Source organism: Enterobacillus tribolii (genome assembly GCF_003363015.1).
GTDB lineage: Bacteria > Pseudomonadota > Gammaproteobacteria > Enterobacterales > Enterobacteriaceae > Enterobacillus > Enterobacillus tribolii.
The window spans coordinates 36,632-54,041 of sequence record NZ_QRAP01000009.1; the positions used below are offsets into that span (position 1 = coordinate 36,632).

17 protein-coding genes are annotated in these 17,410 nt (G+C 57.6%); 8 read left to right on the top strand and 9 right to left on the bottom strand.

The features are described from left to right. Positions 1–167 precede the first annotated feature (167 nt). Both C8D90_RS17480 and C8D90_RS17485 read right to left on the bottom strand, forming a co-directional pair. Entirely contained in the window at positions 168–1,211 is a 1,044-nt protein-coding gene (locus tag C8D90_RS17480; RefSeq protein ID WP_115459755.1) for a M48 family metallopeptidase, read from the bottom strand. Positions 1,212–1,221: 10 nt separating this feature from the next. Further along, on the bottom strand, positions 1,222–2,412 hold the full coding sequence (locus C8D90_RS17485; protein WP_115459756.1) for a YjgN family protein: 1,191 nt from the start codon (positions 2,410–2,412) through the stop codon (positions 1,222–1,224). 271 nt (positions 2,413–2,683) lie between these two features. On the opposite strand from C8D90_RS17485, the gene C8D90_RS17490 reads away from it, so the two are divergent. Beyond that, a complete protein-coding gene (locus C8D90_RS17490; protein ID WP_260503032.1) occupies positions 2,684–3,196 on the top strand; it encodes a GNAT family N-acetyltransferase in 513 nt (170 codons plus the stop codon). Here the strand turns inward: C8D90_RS17490 and C8D90_RS17495 are convergent. The 3 genes from C8D90_RS17495 to rraB all read right to left on the bottom strand — a co-directional run bounded on the left by C8D90_RS17495 (position 3,191) and on the right by rraB (position 4,809). Further along, positions 3,191–3,736 carry an NADAR family protein gene (locus tag C8D90_RS17495; RefSeq protein WP_115459757.1) on the bottom strand — a complete coding sequence of 182 codons (546 nt, stop codon included), beginning with the start codon at positions 3,734–3,736 and terminating at the stop codon, positions 3,191–3,193. The two genes, C8D90_RS17490 and C8D90_RS17495, sit on opposite strands and share 6 nt — an antisense overlap. Positions 3,737–3,748: 12 nt before the next feature. Next, the gene (locus C8D90_RS17500; protein WP_115459758.1) at positions 3,749–4,300 is read right to left on the bottom strand and encodes a hypothetical protein; all 552 of its coding nucleotides are present in this window, start codon (positions 4,298–4,300) and stop codon (positions 3,749–3,751) included. An 86-nt stretch (positions 4,301–4,386) separates the two neighbouring features. Next, positions 4,387–4,809: a ribonuclease E inhibitor RraB gene (rraB, locus tag C8D90_RS17505; protein WP_115459863.1), complete on the bottom strand. Its 423-nt coding sequence runs from the start codon at positions 4,807–4,809 to the stop codon at positions 4,387–4,389. Positions 4,810–4,968: 159 nt separating this feature from the next. On the opposite strand from rraB, the gene argF reads away from it, so the two are divergent. Together argF and C8D90_RS17515 are read left to right on the top strand one after the other, a co-directional pair. After that, positions 4,969–5,973 carry an ornithine carbamoyltransferase gene (gene argF / locus C8D90_RS17510; RefSeq protein WP_115459759.1) on the top strand — a complete coding sequence of 335 codons (1,005 nt, stop codon included), beginning with the start codon at positions 4,969–4,971 and terminating at the stop codon, positions 5,971–5,973. A 58-nt stretch (positions 5,974–6,031) separates the two neighbouring features. Further along, positions 6,032–6,223 carry a hypothetical protein gene (locus C8D90_RS17515; protein WP_115459760.1) on the top strand — a complete coding sequence of 64 codons (192 nt, stop codon included), beginning with the start codon at positions 6,032–6,034 and terminating at the stop codon, positions 6,221–6,223. A gap of 5 nt (positions 6,224–6,228) precedes the next feature. On the opposite strand, the gene C8D90_RS17520 is transcribed toward C8D90_RS17515, so the two are convergent. Further along, positions 6,229–7,149: a carbamate kinase gene (locus C8D90_RS17520; RefSeq protein ID WP_115459761.1), complete on the bottom strand. Its 921-nt coding sequence runs from the start codon at positions 7,147–7,149 to the stop codon at positions 6,229–6,231. Positions 7,150–7,501: 352 nt separating this feature from the next. Between C8D90_RS17520 and C8D90_RS17525 the strand changes: the two genes are divergently transcribed. The 5 genes from C8D90_RS17525 to allS all read left to right on the top strand — a co-directional run bounded on the left by C8D90_RS17525 (position 7,502) and on the right by allS (position 13,572). Further along, positions 7,502–8,725: an MFS transporter gene (locus tag C8D90_RS17525; RefSeq protein WP_115459762.1), complete on the top strand. Its 1,224-nt coding sequence runs from the start codon at positions 7,502–7,504 to the stop codon at positions 8,723–8,725. A gap of 16 nt (positions 8,726–8,741) precedes the next feature. Beyond that, a complete protein-coding gene (gene fdrA / locus C8D90_RS17530; RefSeq protein WP_115459763.1) occupies positions 8,742–10,409 on the top strand; it encodes an acyl-CoA synthetase FdrA in 1,668 nt (555 codons plus the stop codon). 31 nt (positions 10,410–10,440) lie between these two features. After that, positions 10,441–11,712, top strand: a complete 1,272-nt coding sequence (locus tag C8D90_RS17535) for a YlbE family protein (protein ID WP_115459764.1) — start codon at positions 10,441–10,443, stop codon at positions 11,710–11,712. A gap of 101 nt (positions 11,713–11,813) precedes the next feature. After that, positions 11,814–12,650: a DUF2877 domain-containing protein gene (locus C8D90_RS17540; RefSeq protein WP_115459765.1), complete on the top strand. Its 837-nt coding sequence runs from the start codon at positions 11,814–11,816 to the stop codon at positions 12,648–12,650. Continuing rightward, complete coding sequence (gene allS, locus C8D90_RS17545) at positions 12,643–13,572, top strand: HTH-type transcriptional activator AllS (protein WP_115459766.1); 930 nt, start codon at positions 12,643–12,645, stop codon at positions 13,570–13,572. Before C8D90_RS17540 ends, allS begins: the two co-directional genes overlap by 8 nt. A gap of 1 nt (position 13,573) precedes the next feature. On the opposite strand, the gene C8D90_RS17550 is transcribed toward allS, so the two are convergent. From C8D90_RS17550 to treB, 3 genes are all read right to left on the bottom strand, one after another. After that, positions 13,574–14,050: a YhcH/YjgK/YiaL family protein gene (locus tag C8D90_RS17550; protein ID WP_115459767.1), complete on the bottom strand. Its 477-nt coding sequence runs from the start codon at positions 14,048–14,050 to the stop codon at positions 13,574–13,576. A gap of 209 nt (positions 14,051–14,259) precedes the next feature. Next, positions 14,260–15,891, bottom strand: coding sequence for an alpha,alpha-phosphotrehalase (treC, locus tag C8D90_RS17555; RefSeq protein WP_115459768.1), 1,632 nt, complete (start codon positions 15,889–15,891; stop codon positions 14,260–14,262). Positions 15,892–15,911: 20 nt separating this feature from the next. Then, a complete protein-coding gene (treB, locus tag C8D90_RS17560) occupies positions 15,912–17,327 on the bottom strand; it encodes a PTS trehalose transporter subunit IIBC (RefSeq protein WP_115459769.1) in 1,416 nt (471 codons plus the stop codon). Positions 17,328–17,410: the final 83 nt, after the last annotated feature.

The window sequence follows — 17,410 nt, forward strand, 5'->3', positions numbered from 1 at the left end:
ATAATAAAACGTTTCATGGTCAGGCACCAAAAAGTACGTGGAACCAAAACGGGTGTACTTACATCCACACCTGGCACTCAAAAACAAAACGCCCGATGAAATTCATCAGGCGTTTTACAGGCAGAAAACTGTCAATCCAGCTAAGGATTCGTCAACATCTTAGCAGGTTAAAGCGCTTCCCCCTGCGCCGCTGCGTCAATTCGCTCCAGGCGCTCATCCATCGCCGGATGGGTGCTCAGCCAGTCAGGAATATCAAGCCGTTTCTTGCCCTCATCCCCACTGTCATTACGTAACGCCCGGAACATCTGCCCCATAGCCGCCAGCTGCCGGTTCTGACGCCGCATTTCCGCAATGGCGAACGTATCAGCCTCACGTTCCATGCCGCGTGAATACTGCATTTGATCGAGAAACGCCGCCGACTGCAACAGAGTATCGCCGATCCCGCTGACGTCGCCGGTCATCCACATCACGGCCATCGTCACGATTGAGGAACGCACCACCATCCGCATCGGATGGCGATAATGATGATGCCCCATTTCATGCAGCATCACCGCGACAATGGCGTCATCGCTTTTTGCCATCTTCACCAGTTCGTCGCTGACGATCAACGTTCCGTCCGCCAACATAAAGGCGTTGGCACCGCCGGGAAAACGCATCAGCTTCAGCTTAAGGGGTGGGTCCTCATTACGCATCGACGGCGGAATCGCCCCGGCAAACAGCGCCTGTAGTTCCTGCTGGCGCGCCGGCGGCAGCGCCGACTCCTTGAAGCTTTCGGCCTCAACCAGGTATTTAAGGGTGTACTCTCCCAGGCGCTGTTCCGCCTGCACCGGAATATGGTAGGCAATCCGCACGCTCAGCCAGGGTAACAGAATGAATACGTAGAAGAAGCCCAGACATATCGTCCCGCACAGCGCCAGCAGCATACCGCGCTTGCGGCGCTCCAGACGGTGTACCAGCGTCGGCTTGCTGCGCGAGAAATACCAGCCGCGAAACGACGCGTCGTCTTCCGGCACGAAGCGTGCGCCGTCCGGAAACGTAATGGTCAGCGGAATGCTTCCCAGCGCATCGGAAACCGTCAGTTGATCCAGAGAAAAGGAACGGTTGCCGCTTTCCAGATGCAGCATGATAAAAGAGCCGCTTTCCCCCAACGTAAGACGGGCAGCCTCACGGGCCGCCCGTCCGGGGTACTGGTAGTGTCCCGCGCAGATCACGATGGCAGTCTCACAGACCCGCGCCTAAATCGAACGCCTGCGCAATTTCTTCAGCAACAGCAACGTTAGCCGAGTCTTTGTGCGCGTGAACATTCAGCAGAGCCAGATCGCCTTCAACTTCGGTCGCTTCAGCGATGTAGCGGGCATGACGTACTTCCGCCACCGGAATCGCCAGCCCCAGGGAGAACACCACCATCAGCGTGTTGGTCAACATCAGCCCCAGGTAGGGCAGCGTGCTCATGGAAGAGTGAAACTTAATCCGGTCTTCGTTAAGCGTGGTCTGACGGAACAGATAGTTACGCTGCGCCACAACCTGATAGCTCATCGCCACCAGTACGCCGATAAGCAGCAGTACATAAGAAAGCAGGATCGCCCCCATGTTGCCCAGCACCATCATCGCAGCGGCTTCTTCGCTCATGCCGTACGCGGCGCCCATAGAGAGGGAAGCAATGAACGACCCCATCATCAACGCCATCGCAATCAGGAACGGCAGCAATATCAGCAAAGAAATCAGACTAAACTTTATGAAAGCGGCTTTCTTGATCACCGCTTTAAACGCGGAGTCGCCGAAAAACAGGTTATTAATGTACAGGTCGGTATGCATCGCGGAAATAATGCCCTGCATCGCCGCCAATCCGGGAATGAACAACACAATCAGGAGCAGACCAACGAAAATAGCACCGCCGCTACCGCCGGATTGCGTCGCCAGAAATGCCAGTGCAATCAACGCCGCATAAAAGAGAACGAACATCATCAGCGGGCAGAAAAACATTACCCAATACGCTTTGCCCATTTGGCAATGGTAATTAAAGCGCACCCCGCGATAGCTGCTCATAATTGCGTTATAACGCCAGCTGCGTACGACGATCCACGGAATCATGCCTAAGAAAATCAACAGCATCAGCACGCTCAGCAGCGGAGAGAACAGGGAGAAGACAAAAAACAGGATTAATCCGCCGGCCACCAACAGACGACCTTTGAGGATCTGCATCGGCTGAGCCAGGTAATCAAAACGATCGCCTGCCAGTTCAGTATTTCCATAGAAATAACGACGACGGCGCACCGTGGCCCATGCGGAATAAATACCTAATGTAATTGCCGTAAGTAGAGCATTCACAAACCAAATAGAAAAATACTCACCACCTTTACCATGAAACTTCATGCGGTAGCGGTTATTTGCCATCCCATCATTGTTTGACATAATATTCTTTCATCCTGGAAAGTAAAAAAACAAATCACTACCTTCAGCCCTTCCCTATTAAGAACAAAGAAAGTAAAAGGCTTATTTACTAAAAAATAATGTGAATATTTCGGACTAATGACATATTCATCATGAATTTAATCATGCCTCTCCCGGAGCAGCAATCGTTATCACCAATATTTTCTGTGAAACGCAACACACCATTGCATCGGTTAAGGGTTCAGTGGTATTAACAACGTTGGTATTTTTTCCGTGGCATCCGGGTCATTCCATGAGCGACATCACTTTTTCTCTTCCCATTGAACTGCAAATCCGCCCCATTACCCGTGGCGACAACCAGGCTATCGCCGACGTTATCCGCCGGGTATCCGCCGAACACGGCCTGACGGCGGACAAGGGCTACACGGTTTCCGACCCTAACCTGGACCAGCTGTTTGAGGTATACAGCCAGCCACGCAGCGCCTATTGGGTCATTGAGTACGAAGGAAAGGTGGCCGGCGGCGGCGGCATAGCGCCGCTGACCGGGGCAGATGAAACGCTGTGTGAACTACAGAAAATGTATTTTTTGCCCGCATTGCGCGGTAAGGGCCTGGCGCGCCAGTTGGCGCTGCTGGCGATGGAGTTCGCCCGCAGTAAAGACTTTACCCATTGTTATCTGGAAACCACGGCCAGCCTGACTACCGCCATCGCGCTGTATGAGAAGATCGGCTTTCGCCATATCGATCATGCGCTGGGCAGCACCCGACACGTGGATTGCGAAGTGCGCATGCTGCGGGCGTTATGACGCCAGGCGCTCGCGCACCTGCATCAGGGCAAACCCCAGCAAATTGAGGCCGTTCCACAGGCGGGGATTCTCCGCCCGGACATCGTCCGCCGCCAGTCCGATGCCCCATATACGATCAACCGGACTGGCTTCAACCAACACCCGTTTCCCGGTCGCCAGCAGGAACTCGCCCAGTTCCGGATGCTGGGAAAATTTATGCCAGTTTCCTTCACATACCAGCCCGAAGCGCTGCTGCTCCCAGCGTACCGCATCAAACCCGCTCACCTCGCGGCCCAACCGCTTGGCCTGCGCCGGAGAAGCCGCGGCCAGAATACGGACGGCCATGGTTTCGTCATTGAACAGACGGGCTTTCTGCACCATCATCCAGTGTTCCGCCGTCGCGTAACGCTCACCGTCAACCACGAACGCCGACGGCCACCACTGACTGAAACAGGACGCAGTAATGCGCCCGTCCTTCGCCGGTTGATGGCCCCAAAACATCAGATAACGAAACCGCTGGCCCCGTTCCACTTCCCTGATAAGCGCATCCCGAGTGTGCATACTTTCCTTTGCTTATGATTCCGCGCCCTGACTGCACCCGAAATAGAAACGCCCGATGGCCTTCTGGTCGTCATCGGCGCCGATAATAATAGCGTCGGCCTTACCGGCGACGCCGCTCACCGCGCGCTGGTACAGCTCATTGCCCAGGCCGAACACGATTTCATTCTTGCCTAACGGCTTGGCGCCCAGCTCACGCGCCAGCGCGGCCGGATTGCCTTTAACTTCAGCGGTGATGATGACGCCGTTTTCTCCCTCCGTCTGGCTGACGGAATAAACCGGCAGTCCTTTAACCATCAACGGTTTCTCGAAGCGATAAATGTAGTTGTTGTAGGTATCTTCCGCATCATCGAAAGTGATGCGCGCACCGGCGGCTTTCAATACGTTATTTTCCCGGTGGGCATTTGCGCGGGCATGTTCTCCCGGCCGCACGCACAATAAATCCTGTTCCAGCTCCTGCGCGATAATCCCCCGGGCCTGTGCTGCATCCGGCGCATCCGCCGCGGCAGCCACTGCCGGGGCAACCAGCGCGATTCCCAACACCCAAGCGGAAAATGCTTTATTCATTATCTTCAGCCCTCCCACGCCACCATCAACGTATTATCCTTACGCACGCCCCGCCTTTCGCAAAGACGGGGGAACACCGTCCGGGATCAGTGACGCTTGCCGTCATCGTCCTCGTCGTAATATTCGCCGTCCACGCCATCGTCATCCTGCGCGTCCGGATCTTCAAAGTAAGTGCCCCAGCCATCGTAGTTCACACCGAACTTCTCAGCCAGATTCACCAACTGTTCTACCTGTTTATCAATGATTTCCGACTTTAATCCGACTTCACTGATCACGTCGCAGCACATCAGGATCGAACCGTCTTCCACCTCGAACTCTTCGGCGTCGGTCACTTCATATCCCAGCTTGAACGCCTCCACGGCGGCCTTTTCCAGCAGTTCGAAATTCTCCGCCGACAGGTGATGCTCTATGGTATACAGCGCGTCAGGATCGCTTCCGTCATCCAGCAGCTCTTCAATAATCAAACGCGTTTCTTCGCGTTGCTCTTCCAACAGCTCACGGTTTGCCATGACCTTATCCTCGTTCTGGCCGGTTTTAGGAGCATTCTCGCACAGCCGCGCGCAGCGCTCCACCAGAAACAGGAAAGATTTCACGCGGCGCTTGCATTTGAATTTTAATACACATAATGTGAATATAAATTCAAATGCGTTTACAGCGGGGACGATACCATGAATCAGTTAAACAAGCGGCATTTTCTGCGGTTGCTGGATTTCACGCCGGCAGACATCGCATATTTACTCACTCTCTCAGCAGACCTTAAACAGGCCAAAAAGAACGGCACCGAGAAAAAAACGCTCTGCGGTAAAAATATTGCGCTCATCTTCGAAAAAGATTCGACCCGAACCCGCTGCTCTTTCGAAGTTGCCGCTTACGACCAGGGCGCCCACGTCACGTATCTCGGCCCGACCGGCAGCCAGATTGGCCACAAAGAATCCATCAAGGACAGCGCACGCGTGCTCGGCCGGATGTATGACGCCATTCAGTACCGCGGCTGGGGGCAAAACGTGGTGGATGAGCTGGCAGCGTATGCCGGCGTGCCGATCTGGAACGGCCTGACCAACGAATTTCACCCCACCCAGATCCTGGCCGATTTTCTGACGATCCAGGAACATCTGCCGGGTAAGCCGCTGTCGCAGGTTAAGCTGGCTTATCTGGGGGACGCGCGCAACAACATGGGGAATTCCCTGCTGGAAGGCGCGGCGCTGATGGGAATGGAGCTGCGTCTGGTGGCCCCGAAAGCCTGCTGGCCGGAAGAACATCTGGTGGCAGAATGTCAGGCGGTGGCGGCCAAAACCGGCGCCAAACTGATCCTGACAGAAGACGTGGCCGAAGGAGTGAAAGACGCGGACTTCCTGTATACCGACGTGTGGGTCTCTATGGGCGAACCGAAAGAAGTGTGGAAGGAGCGCATCGCGCAGTTGCTGCCGTATCAGGTCAACATGAACGTGATTAAACTGACCGGCAATCCGCAGGTCAAATTCCTGCACTGCCTGCCGGCGTTTCACGACGATCAGACCGCGCTCGGCAAGCAGATGGCGGAACAGTATGGCCTGCATGGCGGTATGGAGGTCACCGACGAAGTGTTCGAATCGGAGCACAGCGTAGTGTTTGATGAAGCGGAAAACCGGATGCATACCATCAAGGCTGTGATGGTGGCGACGTTGGGTGAATAACCGCGCAATGTTCATTACGGGGCGGCGGCGTCTCCGCCGCGCCCGTCAGGCGTTCCGAATGACCCGCCGGCAACGCACAAAATATCTTTTTAAATCGATCCGCCGAAATTCATCAGCCGACCCCGGCGAAACCCGCCATGCGACTTTTGGCGCACTCCAGCCGGAGGCCGGGAAATTTATCCCGACATCCGGCATGCTCATCCCCGAGCCTGAGCCGGTGCATGAACATGCCGTTATCGCGGCGCGGTGAACCCTTTACGCCGTAGCAACCTCAGGCCGTACCCAGGTTCCCTTCTCGCCTTTCAGAATCGCCGGAGCATCCTTCAGCGCGCCGATATAAGCGCTGTTGCCGCTGCGTTCTACGAAATCAATCACCGCTTCCGCCTTCGGCCCCATCGCACCGTCCGGCGCGGCGAACGGGCGCAGGGTTTCCGGCGAGGCGTGGCGCAGCGCGCGGGCCTGCGGAGTGCCCCAGTCCTGATAAACCGCGTCAGCATCGGTCAGGATCATCAGCGCATCGGCATTTAACGCCTGCGCCAGACGGGAAGCCGCCAGATCTTTATCGATCACCGCCTCCACGCCGCAATAGCCATTTTCCTGCGCCACTACCGGCGTACCGCCACCGCCGGCGCAAATTACGATGTTGCCCTGATCCAGTTGCTGACGAATCGCCGTCAGCTCGATGATGCGCCGCGGGTGCGGCGAGGCAACGACGCGGCGGATTTTGTCTCCGTCGCGCTTCATCTGCCAACCGTAGCGGGTTTCCAGCGCCTGTTGCTCTTCCGGCGCATAAACCGGGCCGATAAATTTACTCGGCGTATGGAACGCCGGATCGGCGGGGTCTACCTCCACCCGCGTCAGCAGTGTAGCCACCGGCGGCATTCCGGGCCGGCGCTCCAGCACCTGCGCAATCATGTAGCCCAGCATGCCCTGCGTTTGCGCCACCAGCACGTCCAGCGGGTAGGCGGGAAATTCCGCGCATGACAAATTCTGCAACGCCAGCAACCCGACCTGCGGCCCGTTGCCATGCACGATAACCACCCGGTATTCCCGGCTCAGTTCGCTGACCACCCCGGCCACCTGTTCAATATTGCGGTACTGGTTTTCGGCAGAAAGCGTTTCTCCGCGCTGCAACAGGGCATTTCCCCCCAGCGCAATCACAATAGTCTTTTTCATTTTTTCCCCAATACTGAAAATTATGTTTCGCCCTCACCATAAAGTTCCCGGAAAAATAAAATGTGACCGTTATCGTTATTAATTTATATCTTCATTATATTTTGATAATGACGCGTCATGCGCCGTTCTTTTATTAAATTAAATCTAAAAATGGTTATTTAAAGTTTTTTAATAATCTCCGCGACCATAACCAAAAAATCCCTCACAATCATTCAAATGTGATTTACCTCACCAGAACCCGGGGTTTCTTGCTATAGCGTAGGGCCATCACAGAAGCACCAGCGCACAGGTTAGTTTGTGAATTTTCTGTACTAATAATGAAAAAATATTTTTTTGTCCGGGAGACTTTATTATGTCTGAACAGGTGAATTCAGCGGCGGTGCCGCAAAAAAAGGGAATACCCGCCTGGTGGGTAACCGTATTTCTCTTCTGGCTCGGTTGGATATTTATGTATGCTGACCGTACGGTATTAAACCCGGTCATGGGGGAATTGGAAAAAGAGTTCGGACTTACCGGAACTCAGTTAGGATTATTAAACTCGGTCTTCTATTTTTCTTATGCATTATTGCAGGTTCCCGCCGGCGTCCTCGGCGATAAAATAGGCAAGAAAAAGGTATTGATCCCCGGTTTCCTGTTATTCGGCGCTTTCACCGCCGTCACCGGCTGGGCCAAAAGCTGGTATACGCTGCTGATGGCGCGCGTCGTCACCGGCGCGGGCGAAGGGACTTACTACGGACCGCAGTACGGCCTCTCTTCCGAACAAATTCCGAAAAAATACCGTTCGCTCGGCAGCGCCATCATCAACAGCGGTATGGCGTTTGGTATCGCGCTCGGCCTGATGTCGTCCAGCTGGCTGGTGTATGACCAGGGCCACAGCTGGCGCATGCCGTTTTATGCCATGGCGGTTCCCACCATTCTGACCGGCCTGGCGATTTGGTTCTTCGTTAAAGAGAAGAAGCGCCAGCCGGCGATCGCCCAAGACGGCACGGTGAAAAAAGGTAAATTCAGCGATTTGTTCAAGAACCGCAACCTGCTGCTGGTTTATCTGATGGTGTTCTGCAGCCTGTTCGGCTTCTTCGTCATCCTCACCTGGCTGCCCTACTACCTGCAAAGCGAGCGCGGCATTCCGGGCAGCGAAACCGGGTTCATCTCTTCGCTGGTTGCCTGGATCTCCATCCCCGGAGCCCTGCTGTTCTCCACCATCTCTGACCGTCTGGGCAAGCGTAAGCCGCTGATCCTGATACTGGTTCCTCTGGCCATCATCAGCATGCTGTCCATTGCCTGGATGCCCACCATGACCGGCGTCGTCGTCGCGCTGTGCGTTTACGGCCTGGTCGGCAAGCTGGCGCTTGACCCAGTGCTGGTCGCACTGGTCGCCGACAGCGTCGACGAGAGCAACTACAGCTCCGCATTCGGCCTGTTCAACTTCATCGGCATGAGCTCTTCCATCCTGGCTCCGGTCATCGCCGGCGCGGCGCGTGACGTTACCGGCAGTCTGGCATCCAGCTTCTACGTTTCCGCAGCGCTGCTGGTTGTCGGCCTGTGCGGCATGCTGTTCCTGAAAGAAAAGAAATAATCCGAGGTGATTCAAGATGATTTATGCGTTTGTCAAAAAGGGGAGCTTCCAGGATTCCGTCAGCCTGATGCTGATATCCCGCAAGCTGAGCGCCCTGCCGGAAGTAGACGAGGTGTCGGTGATGATGGGCACGCCGGCCAACAAATCGCTGTTAGAGGCCACCGGATTCTGGCATGACGATTTCGCCGACGCCACGCCCAACGACATCTGTGCCTCCATCCGCACCCACGACGCGGTCGCAGACATCATACCGCGGATGCGCAAACAGCTCGATGAAGAGCTTAACGCTATCGCCCAGGGTCAGAGCGGCGGCCAGCACCTGCAAAAAGCACGCCGCTGGGAAAGCGCCTGCCAGAAACTGCCTGACGCTAACCTGCTGCTGATTTCCGTCGCCGGCGAATATGCCGCCGGGCTGGCGCAGCAGGGGCTGGACGCGGGTAAAAACGTGATGCTGTTTTCCGACAACGTGCCGCTGGAACAGGAAATTGCGCTTAAGCAATGCGCCCGTGACAAGGGCCTGCTGGTGATGGGGCCGGACTGCGGCACCGCCATGGTGGCAGGCGCGCCGCTGGCGTTCGCCAACGTGCTGCCGCACGGTTCCATCGGCGTGATCGGCGCTTCCGGCACCGGCATTCAGGAGCTGACGTCCCAAATCGCCCTGCTCGGCCAGGGGATTACCCACGCAATCGGCCTGGGCGGTCGCGACCTGAGTAACGACGTCGGCGGGCTGAGCGCCCTGACCGCCCTCGATATTCTGGCCGCAGACGAACAGAGCAAGGTACTGGCGTTCGTGTCTAAACCGCCGGCGCCGTCGGTACGCCGCAAGGTGCTGGAGGCGATGAAAGCGATTCCCAAACCGGTGGTGGCGCTGTTCCTTGGCAGCAAGCCGGAACAGCGCCATGACGGCAACGTCTGGCTGCCCGGCTCGCTGGCGGAAGCGGCTCAGCTTGCCGCAATGCTCGCCAGCGTGGAGCAAATCGCCACCCTGCATCCCGCTGTTACCGGCAAGAAGATCCTCGGCCTGTACGCCGGCGGTACGCTGGCCGCCGAGGCGGCGATGCTGCTGGCTGCGCAGATCGGCGCAGAGCCGGACAGCCATCACGATCGCGGCGTCATGCTGAACGCGCAGGGGCACATGCTGATTGACCTCGGCGACGACGCTTACACCGTAGGCCGTCCGCACCCGATGATCGACCCCACTACCCGTTCGCTGGAGATCGACAAGCTGAGCCGAGAAACCGACGTCGGCGTACTGCTGGTCGATGTCGTGCTGGGTTACGGCGCCTGCGACGATCCGGCCAGAGCGGTACTGGATGCGGTAGAGAAAGTACGCGCTGCACGCGGCCCGGCCAACCCGCTGGTGGTGATCGCCACCGTGACCGGAACGCAGAAAGATCCCCAGCCGCGCGCCGCGCAAATCGACACGCTGATCAACGGCGACATTGTAGTGATGAACACCTTGCAGGAAGCGGTGCTGCTTGCCCACCACCTGACCACCCGCCACCCGCAGGGAGAGGCCCGCCCCCGTCCCGCGCTGCTGGACGGCGTGCAGGTGATCAACGCCGGCCTGCGCAGCTTCGCCCAGGATCTGCAAAGCGCGGGCTGCCCGGTGGTGCATTACCAGTGGGCGCCGGTCGCCGGCGGCAATGCCCGCCTGGCCGCCCTGTTATCCCGGTTGCAGTAATCGAACGAATACATCAGAAGAAGAGGTTGTTATGTACAAATCTATTGCCGAGGCCAACGACGCCATCATTGAACGTATTAAAGCGGCCCGTCCCCATTGGATTGACGTTCGCCCCGCAGCCGACGTTATCCCGGAACTGCAACAGGGCCGTAAGCTGCTGCACGCCGGCCCGCCGATTTGCTGGCAGGACATGACCGGGCCGATGCGCGGCGCCTGCATCGGCGCCAGCCTGTTTGAAGGCTGGGCGGCCAGCGAAGAAGAAGCGGCCGCGTTACTGGAAAACGGCGAAATTACCTTTATCCCCTGCCACCATGTCAATGCGGTAGGTCCGATGGGCGGCATCACCTCCGCCACCATGCCGGTTATCGTGGTGAAAAACGTCACGCACGGCAACAGCGCGTATTGCAACCTGAACGAAGGCATCGGGAAAGTCATGCGCTTCGGCGCATACGGCCCGGACGTGCAGCAGCGCCTGCGCTGGATGCGCGATACGCTGGCGCCGGTGCTGAGCCGGGTGCTGCGCGACACCGAAAACGGCATCGACCTGACCGCCCTGATGGCGCAGGCCATTACCATGGGCGACGAATTCCACCAGCGCAACATCGCCGCTTCGGCGCTGCTGATGCGTACCCTGGCGCCGAAAATCGCCCTGCTGGACGGTGACAAAGAGAAACTGGGCGAAGTCCTGCAGTTCCTCAGCGTGACCGACCAGTTCTTCCTCAACCTGGCAATGGCCTACTGCAAAGCGGTGATGGACGCTGCCGCCGCTATCAAGGCCGGTTCCATCGTCACCGCCATGACGCGTAACGGCCGCAACTTCGGCATCCGCGTCAGCGGGTTGGGCGATCGCTGGTTCACCGCGCCGGTCAATACGCCGCAGGGGCTGTTTTTCACCGGCTTCAGCCAGGATGACGCCAACCCGGACATCGGCGACAGCGCCATCACGGAAACCTTCGGCATCGGCGGCGCGGCGATGATTGCCGCTCCGGGCGTCACCCGCTTCGTCGGCGCGGGCGGCATGGAGGCAGCGCAGGAAACGTCGGAAGAAATGAGTGAAATCTACCTGCAACACAACCCGCTGCTGCAAATTCCCTCATGGAACTTCCAGGGTGCCTGCCTCGGGCTGGATATCCGCAGAGTGGTGGAAACCGGTATCACCCCGCTGATCAATACCGGTATCGCGCATAAAGACGCAGGCATCGGTCAGGTCGGCGCCGGGACGGTACGCGCACCGTTGCCCTGCTTCGAACAGGCGCTGGAAGCCCTGGCTGAAGCCATGAATATCAAGGCGGAAGTCGAGTAAATGCCGTAACGCGCAACGGGGGTGCTGAAGCGCTCCCGTTGCGCGGCTTCATGGATACGGAGCGACAGGTACACGACAGAGATAAATACAGGGAGGCCAGCATGACCATCACGCCACTCGCCACCGCATGCTCTGCTCCACTTCAAACCGGCTTTTGGCGCTGCCACAGCCACTTTCGTCATGCCATCAATCTCCAGCATCCTCAGGGCGATCTCTTAACCCTGCTTTGCACCGCGCCGGAACTGACCCCGATGGGATGGTTGCTGGCCCGGACTGATTTCCATGCCATCAGCTCGCGCCTGAAGCCCGGCCAAACGCTGCACATGACGCAGGACGGCCTGCACGGCAACGGCTTTCATATTTCCCGGCCGCGCCGCTGTCTCGCGCTTAACCCTGCGCCAGCCCCGCAACTCCCCGATCTTGCCTCACACTTAACCGGCATCCCGCATCCCACCGGCCTCTGCGGCCCGCTGAACCGTGCACTCCAGCAACCGGATAGCATTCAGGCACGTCTGTTCGCGATCCTGAACGCCTGGTTCACCACCGGCGCAGGCGTGCCGGCAACCTTTATCGGCCTCGGCCCCGGCCTCACCCCCAGCGCGGACGACATGGTGATCGGCGCTCTGGCGCTGTTGCATACGTCGCCTGAATTGCGCGCCCAAATGCGAAGCCGTTCCCTGTTGCCAAACCTCAATGAACTCCATACGCTGACAACCCCGGTCAGCGCCTGTTATCTTAACCATGCCAGCCAGGGACGGTTTTCGTCAGCCCTGATTCGCCTGCTGCGCCGCCTGACCCGCGGCTCACCGGCCACGAACGGGGCGATCGCTAAACTGTTGGCGCACGGGCATACCTCAGGCGCCGACACGCTGCTGGGTATCTGCGTTGCGCAGCGCTGGCTGTCAGTCACTTATCCGGGAGCCGTCCGTTATGTTTGATCAGGAAACTTTGCGAACCTTTATCCGCGTTGCCGAAAGCCGCAGCTTCTCCAAAGCGGCGGAGAGCCTGCACAAAACGCCGGCGGCAATCAGCTACCGGATAAAAATGCTGGAAGAACATCTCGGTACGCTGCTGTTTTTACGCACCACCCGTACCGTAACGCTGACGCCCGCCGGCAATCATTTGCTGGAACGCTGCCATCAGTGGCTGAGCTGGATCGATGCGATGCCGGATGAACTGAGCCAAATCAACGACGGCGTAGAGCGTCAGGTCAATCTGGTGGTGAACAACCTGCTGTATAACGCGGCAGCGGCCGCACGCCTGCTGAGCTGGCTTAATCAGCGTTTTCCCTTTACCCAGTTTCAGCTGTCGCGCCAGGTGTATATGGGCGTGTGGGATTCCATGCTGTACGGCGATTTTCAGCTCGCCATCGGCGTCACCGGGTCGGAGTCGCTTTCCAACTCCATCAGCCTGCTGCCGTTCGGCGAAATCAGTTGGGTGTTCGTCATCGCGCCGCATCATCCGCTGGCGGCCAAAAGCGGTACGTTGGGCGAAGCACAGCTGCGGGCTTATTCCGCAATCAATATCGAAGATACGTCGCGCAACCTGACGAAGCGGGTTGCCTGGCTGCTTTCCGGGCAGAAGGAAATCAAGGTGCCGGATATGCAGACCAAGCTGGAATGCCATCTGGACGGGTTGGGCGTCGGCTTTTTGCCTAAAAACCTGTGTCAGCCCTATATCGACAGCGGGCAGTTGATCGCCCGCGATGTGGAAAACCGCCGTCAGCCGTCGCCGCTGTCGTTGGCCTGGAGTAAGGAGCGCAGCGGCAAAGCGGTACGGGAGATCGTTTCGCTGTTTCGGCACGGCGACGAGCGCATCAGCGGTTTCCTCAATAATATCGACCGTTTGCCGCCGCTATAACTCAGGGCAGGGACGAAACCAGCATCTTCACCACCGCCTTTTTCACCGGCGCGTTTTCACCCACCGAGCACAGCGGTTTGTGTACTTCTCCCGGATAGAATACGACGAAGTCACCGGCGTTCAGCACCATGGTTTTTTCCTGCAAGCCTTCGTCGCCCGCAGGCAGGAAAGCAATGTCCTTGTCCGCCAGCCAGTCGGTCTCCGGCGTGCCCGCCGGCAGGTTGCTGAAACTCATGCCTTCCTGCCCGGCCAGTACGATTTGGATGTCGAGATAACGCGCGTGATATTCGGCACGGCGCTCCAGGCGTGGAGATGTGGTGTCGTTGGAAATCAGTACAAACTGACGGTCGCCATCGATGTCATACTTACCCAGCGGCGTGTCAGCGTTAAAGTTCGCCATCACGTGCTGAATAGCGGCTTTCAGCGCTGCGGGCAGGTAAGGCATCAGGGTAAGGTGATGAACATTGCCGGTAATCATAGATTGCCTCTGTTAAATTAGTGATAAAAATGAAATGATGTTTCATTTTTATCACTAATTTAACCTTATGTCATCCGGAGATGCATCAGGCAGTGATGAAACAACGGGAATTTCTCCGCTGATGATTCGGAATGAATATCAGGGCAAAAAAGTGAGAGACAGGCGGAAATGTACCGGTAAATATTCCCGGTACATTTCATTCACGACAGTTATTCCAGCAGCCAAATAGCTTCGTATGGTCTTAATACCCCAGACGCGCTTCCATCCTCCGGGTAGTTCCCCATCAGCCTTTGTGCGTTGGCATCAATGCCCTCTCTGCTCCACGCCTGCGTTTCCCCGCTGAGGTTAACCGCCACCCACAGCGTCTGTTCCTGCCAGCGACGGCGATAAACCCACAGCACCGGGCTTTCCGGCAGCAGGTCACGGTAGTCGCCGAAGGTCAGTATTTCATGCTGTTTACGCAGTTGGATCAGTTGCCGGTAGCAATGAAACACCGAATCCGGGTCCTGCACCGCTGCCGCCGCGTTGATGGTGGTGAAGTTTTCGGCCAGCGGTATCCACGGCGTTCCGTGGGTAAAACCGGCGTGTTCGCCGCTATCCCACTGCATCGGCGTGCGTCCGTTGTCGCGGGACTTGGCCGCGAGGATCGCCAGCAGGCTGCTCTCCGTGCGGCCCTGCTCACGCAGTTCGCGAAACATATTGAGGCTTTCCACATCCCGGTATTGATCAATGCGGGTAAAGCCCGGATTGGTCATGCCCAGCTCTTCCCCCTGGTAGATATACGGCGTTCCCTGCATGCCATGCAGCGCCATCGCCAGCATTTTGGCGGCAGTAACGCGCAGCGGGCCGTCATTGCCGAAGCGGGAAACAATGCGCGGCTGATCGTGGTTACACCAGAACAGGGCGTTCCAGGCTTTGCCGTGCATACCGCGCTGCCAGTGGGTAAAAATCTGTTTAAGCTGCACAAAGTCCGGCGCTGCCCGCGTCCATTTTTCCCCGTTGGGGTAGTCCACCTTCAGATGGTGAAAGTTGAACGTCATCGACAGCTCATCACCATCCAGCGCCGCGTAGCGCTGACAATGCTCCAGCGAGGTGGAAGACATCTCGCCGACCGTCATCAGCCCGCGCGGCCGGAACACATCGCGGCTGAACTCCTGCAGGAATTCATGGATGCGCGGCCCGTCGGTGTAGAAACGCCGCCCGTCGCCGCTGCTATCATTGGGGAAATCCTGTTGCTTGGAAACCAGGTTCACCACGTCCAGCCGCATGCCGTCCACGCCTTTGTCGGCCCAGAACTCGCAGACTTTTTTCAGCGCGTCCCGCACCGGCGGATGCTCCCAGTTCAAATCCGCCTGCTCCGGGGCGAACAGGTGCAAATAGTATTTACCGACCGCCGCATTCCACTGCCAGGCAGGGCCGCCGAACTTGGAGCGCCAGTTGTTGGTCAGCTGACGCCAGATGTAAAACTGCCGGTGCGGATTGTCCGGCTTCTGTGCTTCAAGGAACCACGGATGCGCGGTGGAAGTGTGGTTAAAAACCATGTCCATCACGATGCGGATACCACGTTGATGCGCCTGCTCCACCAGGTCGGTGAAATCATCCATCGTGCCGTAGGCCGGATCGATGGCGCAGTAATCCGCCACATCGTAGCCGTTATCCACCTGCGGCGATGGATAAACCGGCGTCAGCCACAGCGCATCCACGCCCAGCTGTTGCAGATAGTCCAGCCGCTGGATAACGCCCCTCAGATCCCCGGTTCCCCTGCCCGTCGTATCCTGAAAGCTTTTCGGGTAAATCTGGTAAATCACCCCGTTTTGCCACCAGGGAAGGGAAGTTTGCATAATTCGACTCCAATAACATGTTACTGCGGCAACTCGCCGCGGCTGGCTTTGCGCTTATACACCGCCAGCGTCAATACCATCGGCACCGCGATGGCCACCACCATCGCCAGCGCATAAATTCCCCAGAAGCGCGGCTGAATAGAAAGAATGCCCGGCAAACCACCGACGCCGATACCGTTCGCCATCACACCGCTCAGGCCGCAAATCAGCCCGGCGCAGGCCGCGCCGATCATCGCGCACAGCATGGGGAAGCGGTATTTGAGGTTGATGCCATACATCGCCGGTTCGGTAACGCCCAGATAAGCGGAAATCGCCGCGGGTACGGAGACTTCCCGCTCATTGGCCTTGCGGCTGATGATGATGATCGCCAGCACCGCCGACGCCTGGGCAATGTTAGACAGCGCGATAATCGGCCACACCGGGGTGCCGCCCATGCTCTGCACCATCTGCATATCAATGGCAAGCGTGGTCTGATGCACGCCGGTCACTACCAGCGGCGCATAGAGGAAGCCGAACAACGCAGCGCCGATCGGCGCGAAGCTGCCGGTCATCACCGCCTTCACCGCCCAGGCCACGCCGTCGCCGATCATGCGGCCGAACGGGCCAATCAGGGTATGAGCCAGGAACACCGCCAGCAGCAGGGAAACCACCGGCACCACCACCAGATAGAGATAATCCGGCACGATGCGTTTCAGGCGGGTTTCAATCCACCCCAGCGCCAGACCAGCCAGCACCGAAGGGATCACCTGCGCCTGATAGCCCACCTTCTCCACCGTGAACCAACCGAAATTCCAGACTTCCGGAAGCTGCTGCCCCAGCATGTAAGAGTTCATCAGCTGTGGAGAAACCAGCGTAATCCCCAGAACGATGCCCAGAATCGGCGTGCCGCCCATTTTCTTCACCGTAGACCAGCAGATCCCTACCGGCAGGTAGAAGAAAATCGCCTCCCCCAGCAGCCAGAGGAAGTCATAAGCCGTTTTCCAGAACGGATGCAACTGCGTCAGGGTTTTACCGTCCACCATCGGAATATCGCCGATAACGTTACGGAACCCCAGAATCAGACCGCCGCTGATCAAAGCAGGCAGCAGCGGGAAGAAAATTTCTGCGAAGTGAGAGATGGCGTTTTCATACCAGCTCATATTTTTACGTGCGGCGACCTTAGCCTGTTCTTTGTTGCTGGCGTCAACCTGCGCGGCGGCGATTAACGCCTGGTACCAGTCACCCACATCTGTGCCGATCACTACCTGAAACTGCCCGGCATTGGTGAAGCAGCCCTTCACCATCGGCAGCGCCTCAATATCTTTCGGCGACGCCAGCGCCGGATCGTTCAGCACGAAACGTAAACGGGTCAGGCAGTGACTCACCGTCGCGATGTTCTCCTTGCCGCCCACCAGCGCGATTAAACGCTCGATGTACTGCTGTTGTACTTTGCTCATAGTAAGCACCCGTAGAAGTAAAGAGGTCTCTGATTCAAAGGATATGTTCTCTTTAACAGACTAGTCAGAAGTTGGCGTTTGTT

What these genes read in the sequence shown, in the direction of transcription:
- C8D90_RS17535 (WP_115459764.1), top strand. Translation starts at nt 10,441, where the DNA reads ATGTACAAATCTATTGCCGAGGCCAACGACGCCATCATTGAACGTATT.
- fdrA (WP_115459763.1), top strand. Translation starts at nt 8,742, where the DNA reads ATGATTTATGCGTTTGTCAAAAAGGGGAGCTTCCAGGATTCCGTCAGC.
- C8D90_RS17520 (WP_115459761.1), bottom strand. Translation starts at nt 7,149, where the DNA reads ATGAAAAAGACTATTGTGATTGCGCTGGGGGGAAATGCCCTGTTGCAG.
- C8D90_RS17550 (WP_115459767.1), bottom strand. Translation starts at nt 14,050, where the DNA reads ATGATTACCGGCAATGTTCATCACCTTACCCTGATGCCTTACCTGCCC.
- rraB (WP_115459863.1), bottom strand. Translation starts at nt 4,809, where the DNA reads ATGGCAAACCGTGAGCTGTTGGAAGAGCAACGCGAAGAAACGCGTTTG.
- treB (WP_115459769.1), bottom strand. Translation starts at nt 17,327, where the DNA reads ATGAGCAAAGTACAACAGCAGTACATCGAGCGTTTAATCGCGCTGGTG.
- allS (WP_115459766.1), top strand. Translation starts at nt 12,643, where the DNA reads ATGTTTGATCAGGAAACTTTGCGAACCTTTATCCGCGTTGCCGAAAGC.
- C8D90_RS17485 (WP_115459756.1), bottom strand. Translation starts at nt 2,412, where the DNA reads ATGTCAAACAATGATGGGATGGCAAATAACCGCTACCGCATGAAGTTT.
- C8D90_RS17540 (WP_115459765.1), top strand. Translation starts at nt 11,814, where the DNA reads ATGACCATCACGCCACTCGCCACCGCATGCTCTGCTCCACTTCAAACC.
- C8D90_RS17515 (WP_115459760.1), top strand. Translation starts at nt 6,032, where the DNA reads ATGACCCGCCGGCAACGCACAAAATATCTTTTTAAATCGATCCGCCGA.
- C8D90_RS17525 (WP_115459762.1), top strand. Translation starts at nt 7,502, where the DNA reads ATGTCTGAACAGGTGAATTCAGCGGCGGTGCCGCAAAAAAAGGGAATA.
- C8D90_RS17495 (WP_115459757.1), bottom strand. Translation starts at nt 3,736, where the DNA reads ATGCACACTCGGGATGCGCTTATCAGGGAAGTGGAACGGGGCCAGCGG.
- C8D90_RS17500 (WP_115459758.1), bottom strand. Translation starts at nt 4,300, where the DNA reads ATGAATAAAGCATTTTCCGCTTGGGTGTTGGGAATCGCGCTGGTTGCC.
- treC (WP_115459768.1), bottom strand. Translation starts at nt 15,891, where the DNA reads ATGCAAACTTCCCTTCCCTGGTGGCAAAACGGGGTGATTTACCAGATT.
- C8D90_RS17490 (WP_260503032.1), top strand. Translation starts at nt 2,684, where the DNA reads ATGAGCGACATCACTTTTTCTCTTCCCATTGAACTGCAAATCCGCCCC.
- argF (WP_115459759.1), top strand. Translation starts at nt 4,969, where the DNA reads ATGAATCAGTTAAACAAGCGGCATTTTCTGCGGTTGCTGGATTTCACG.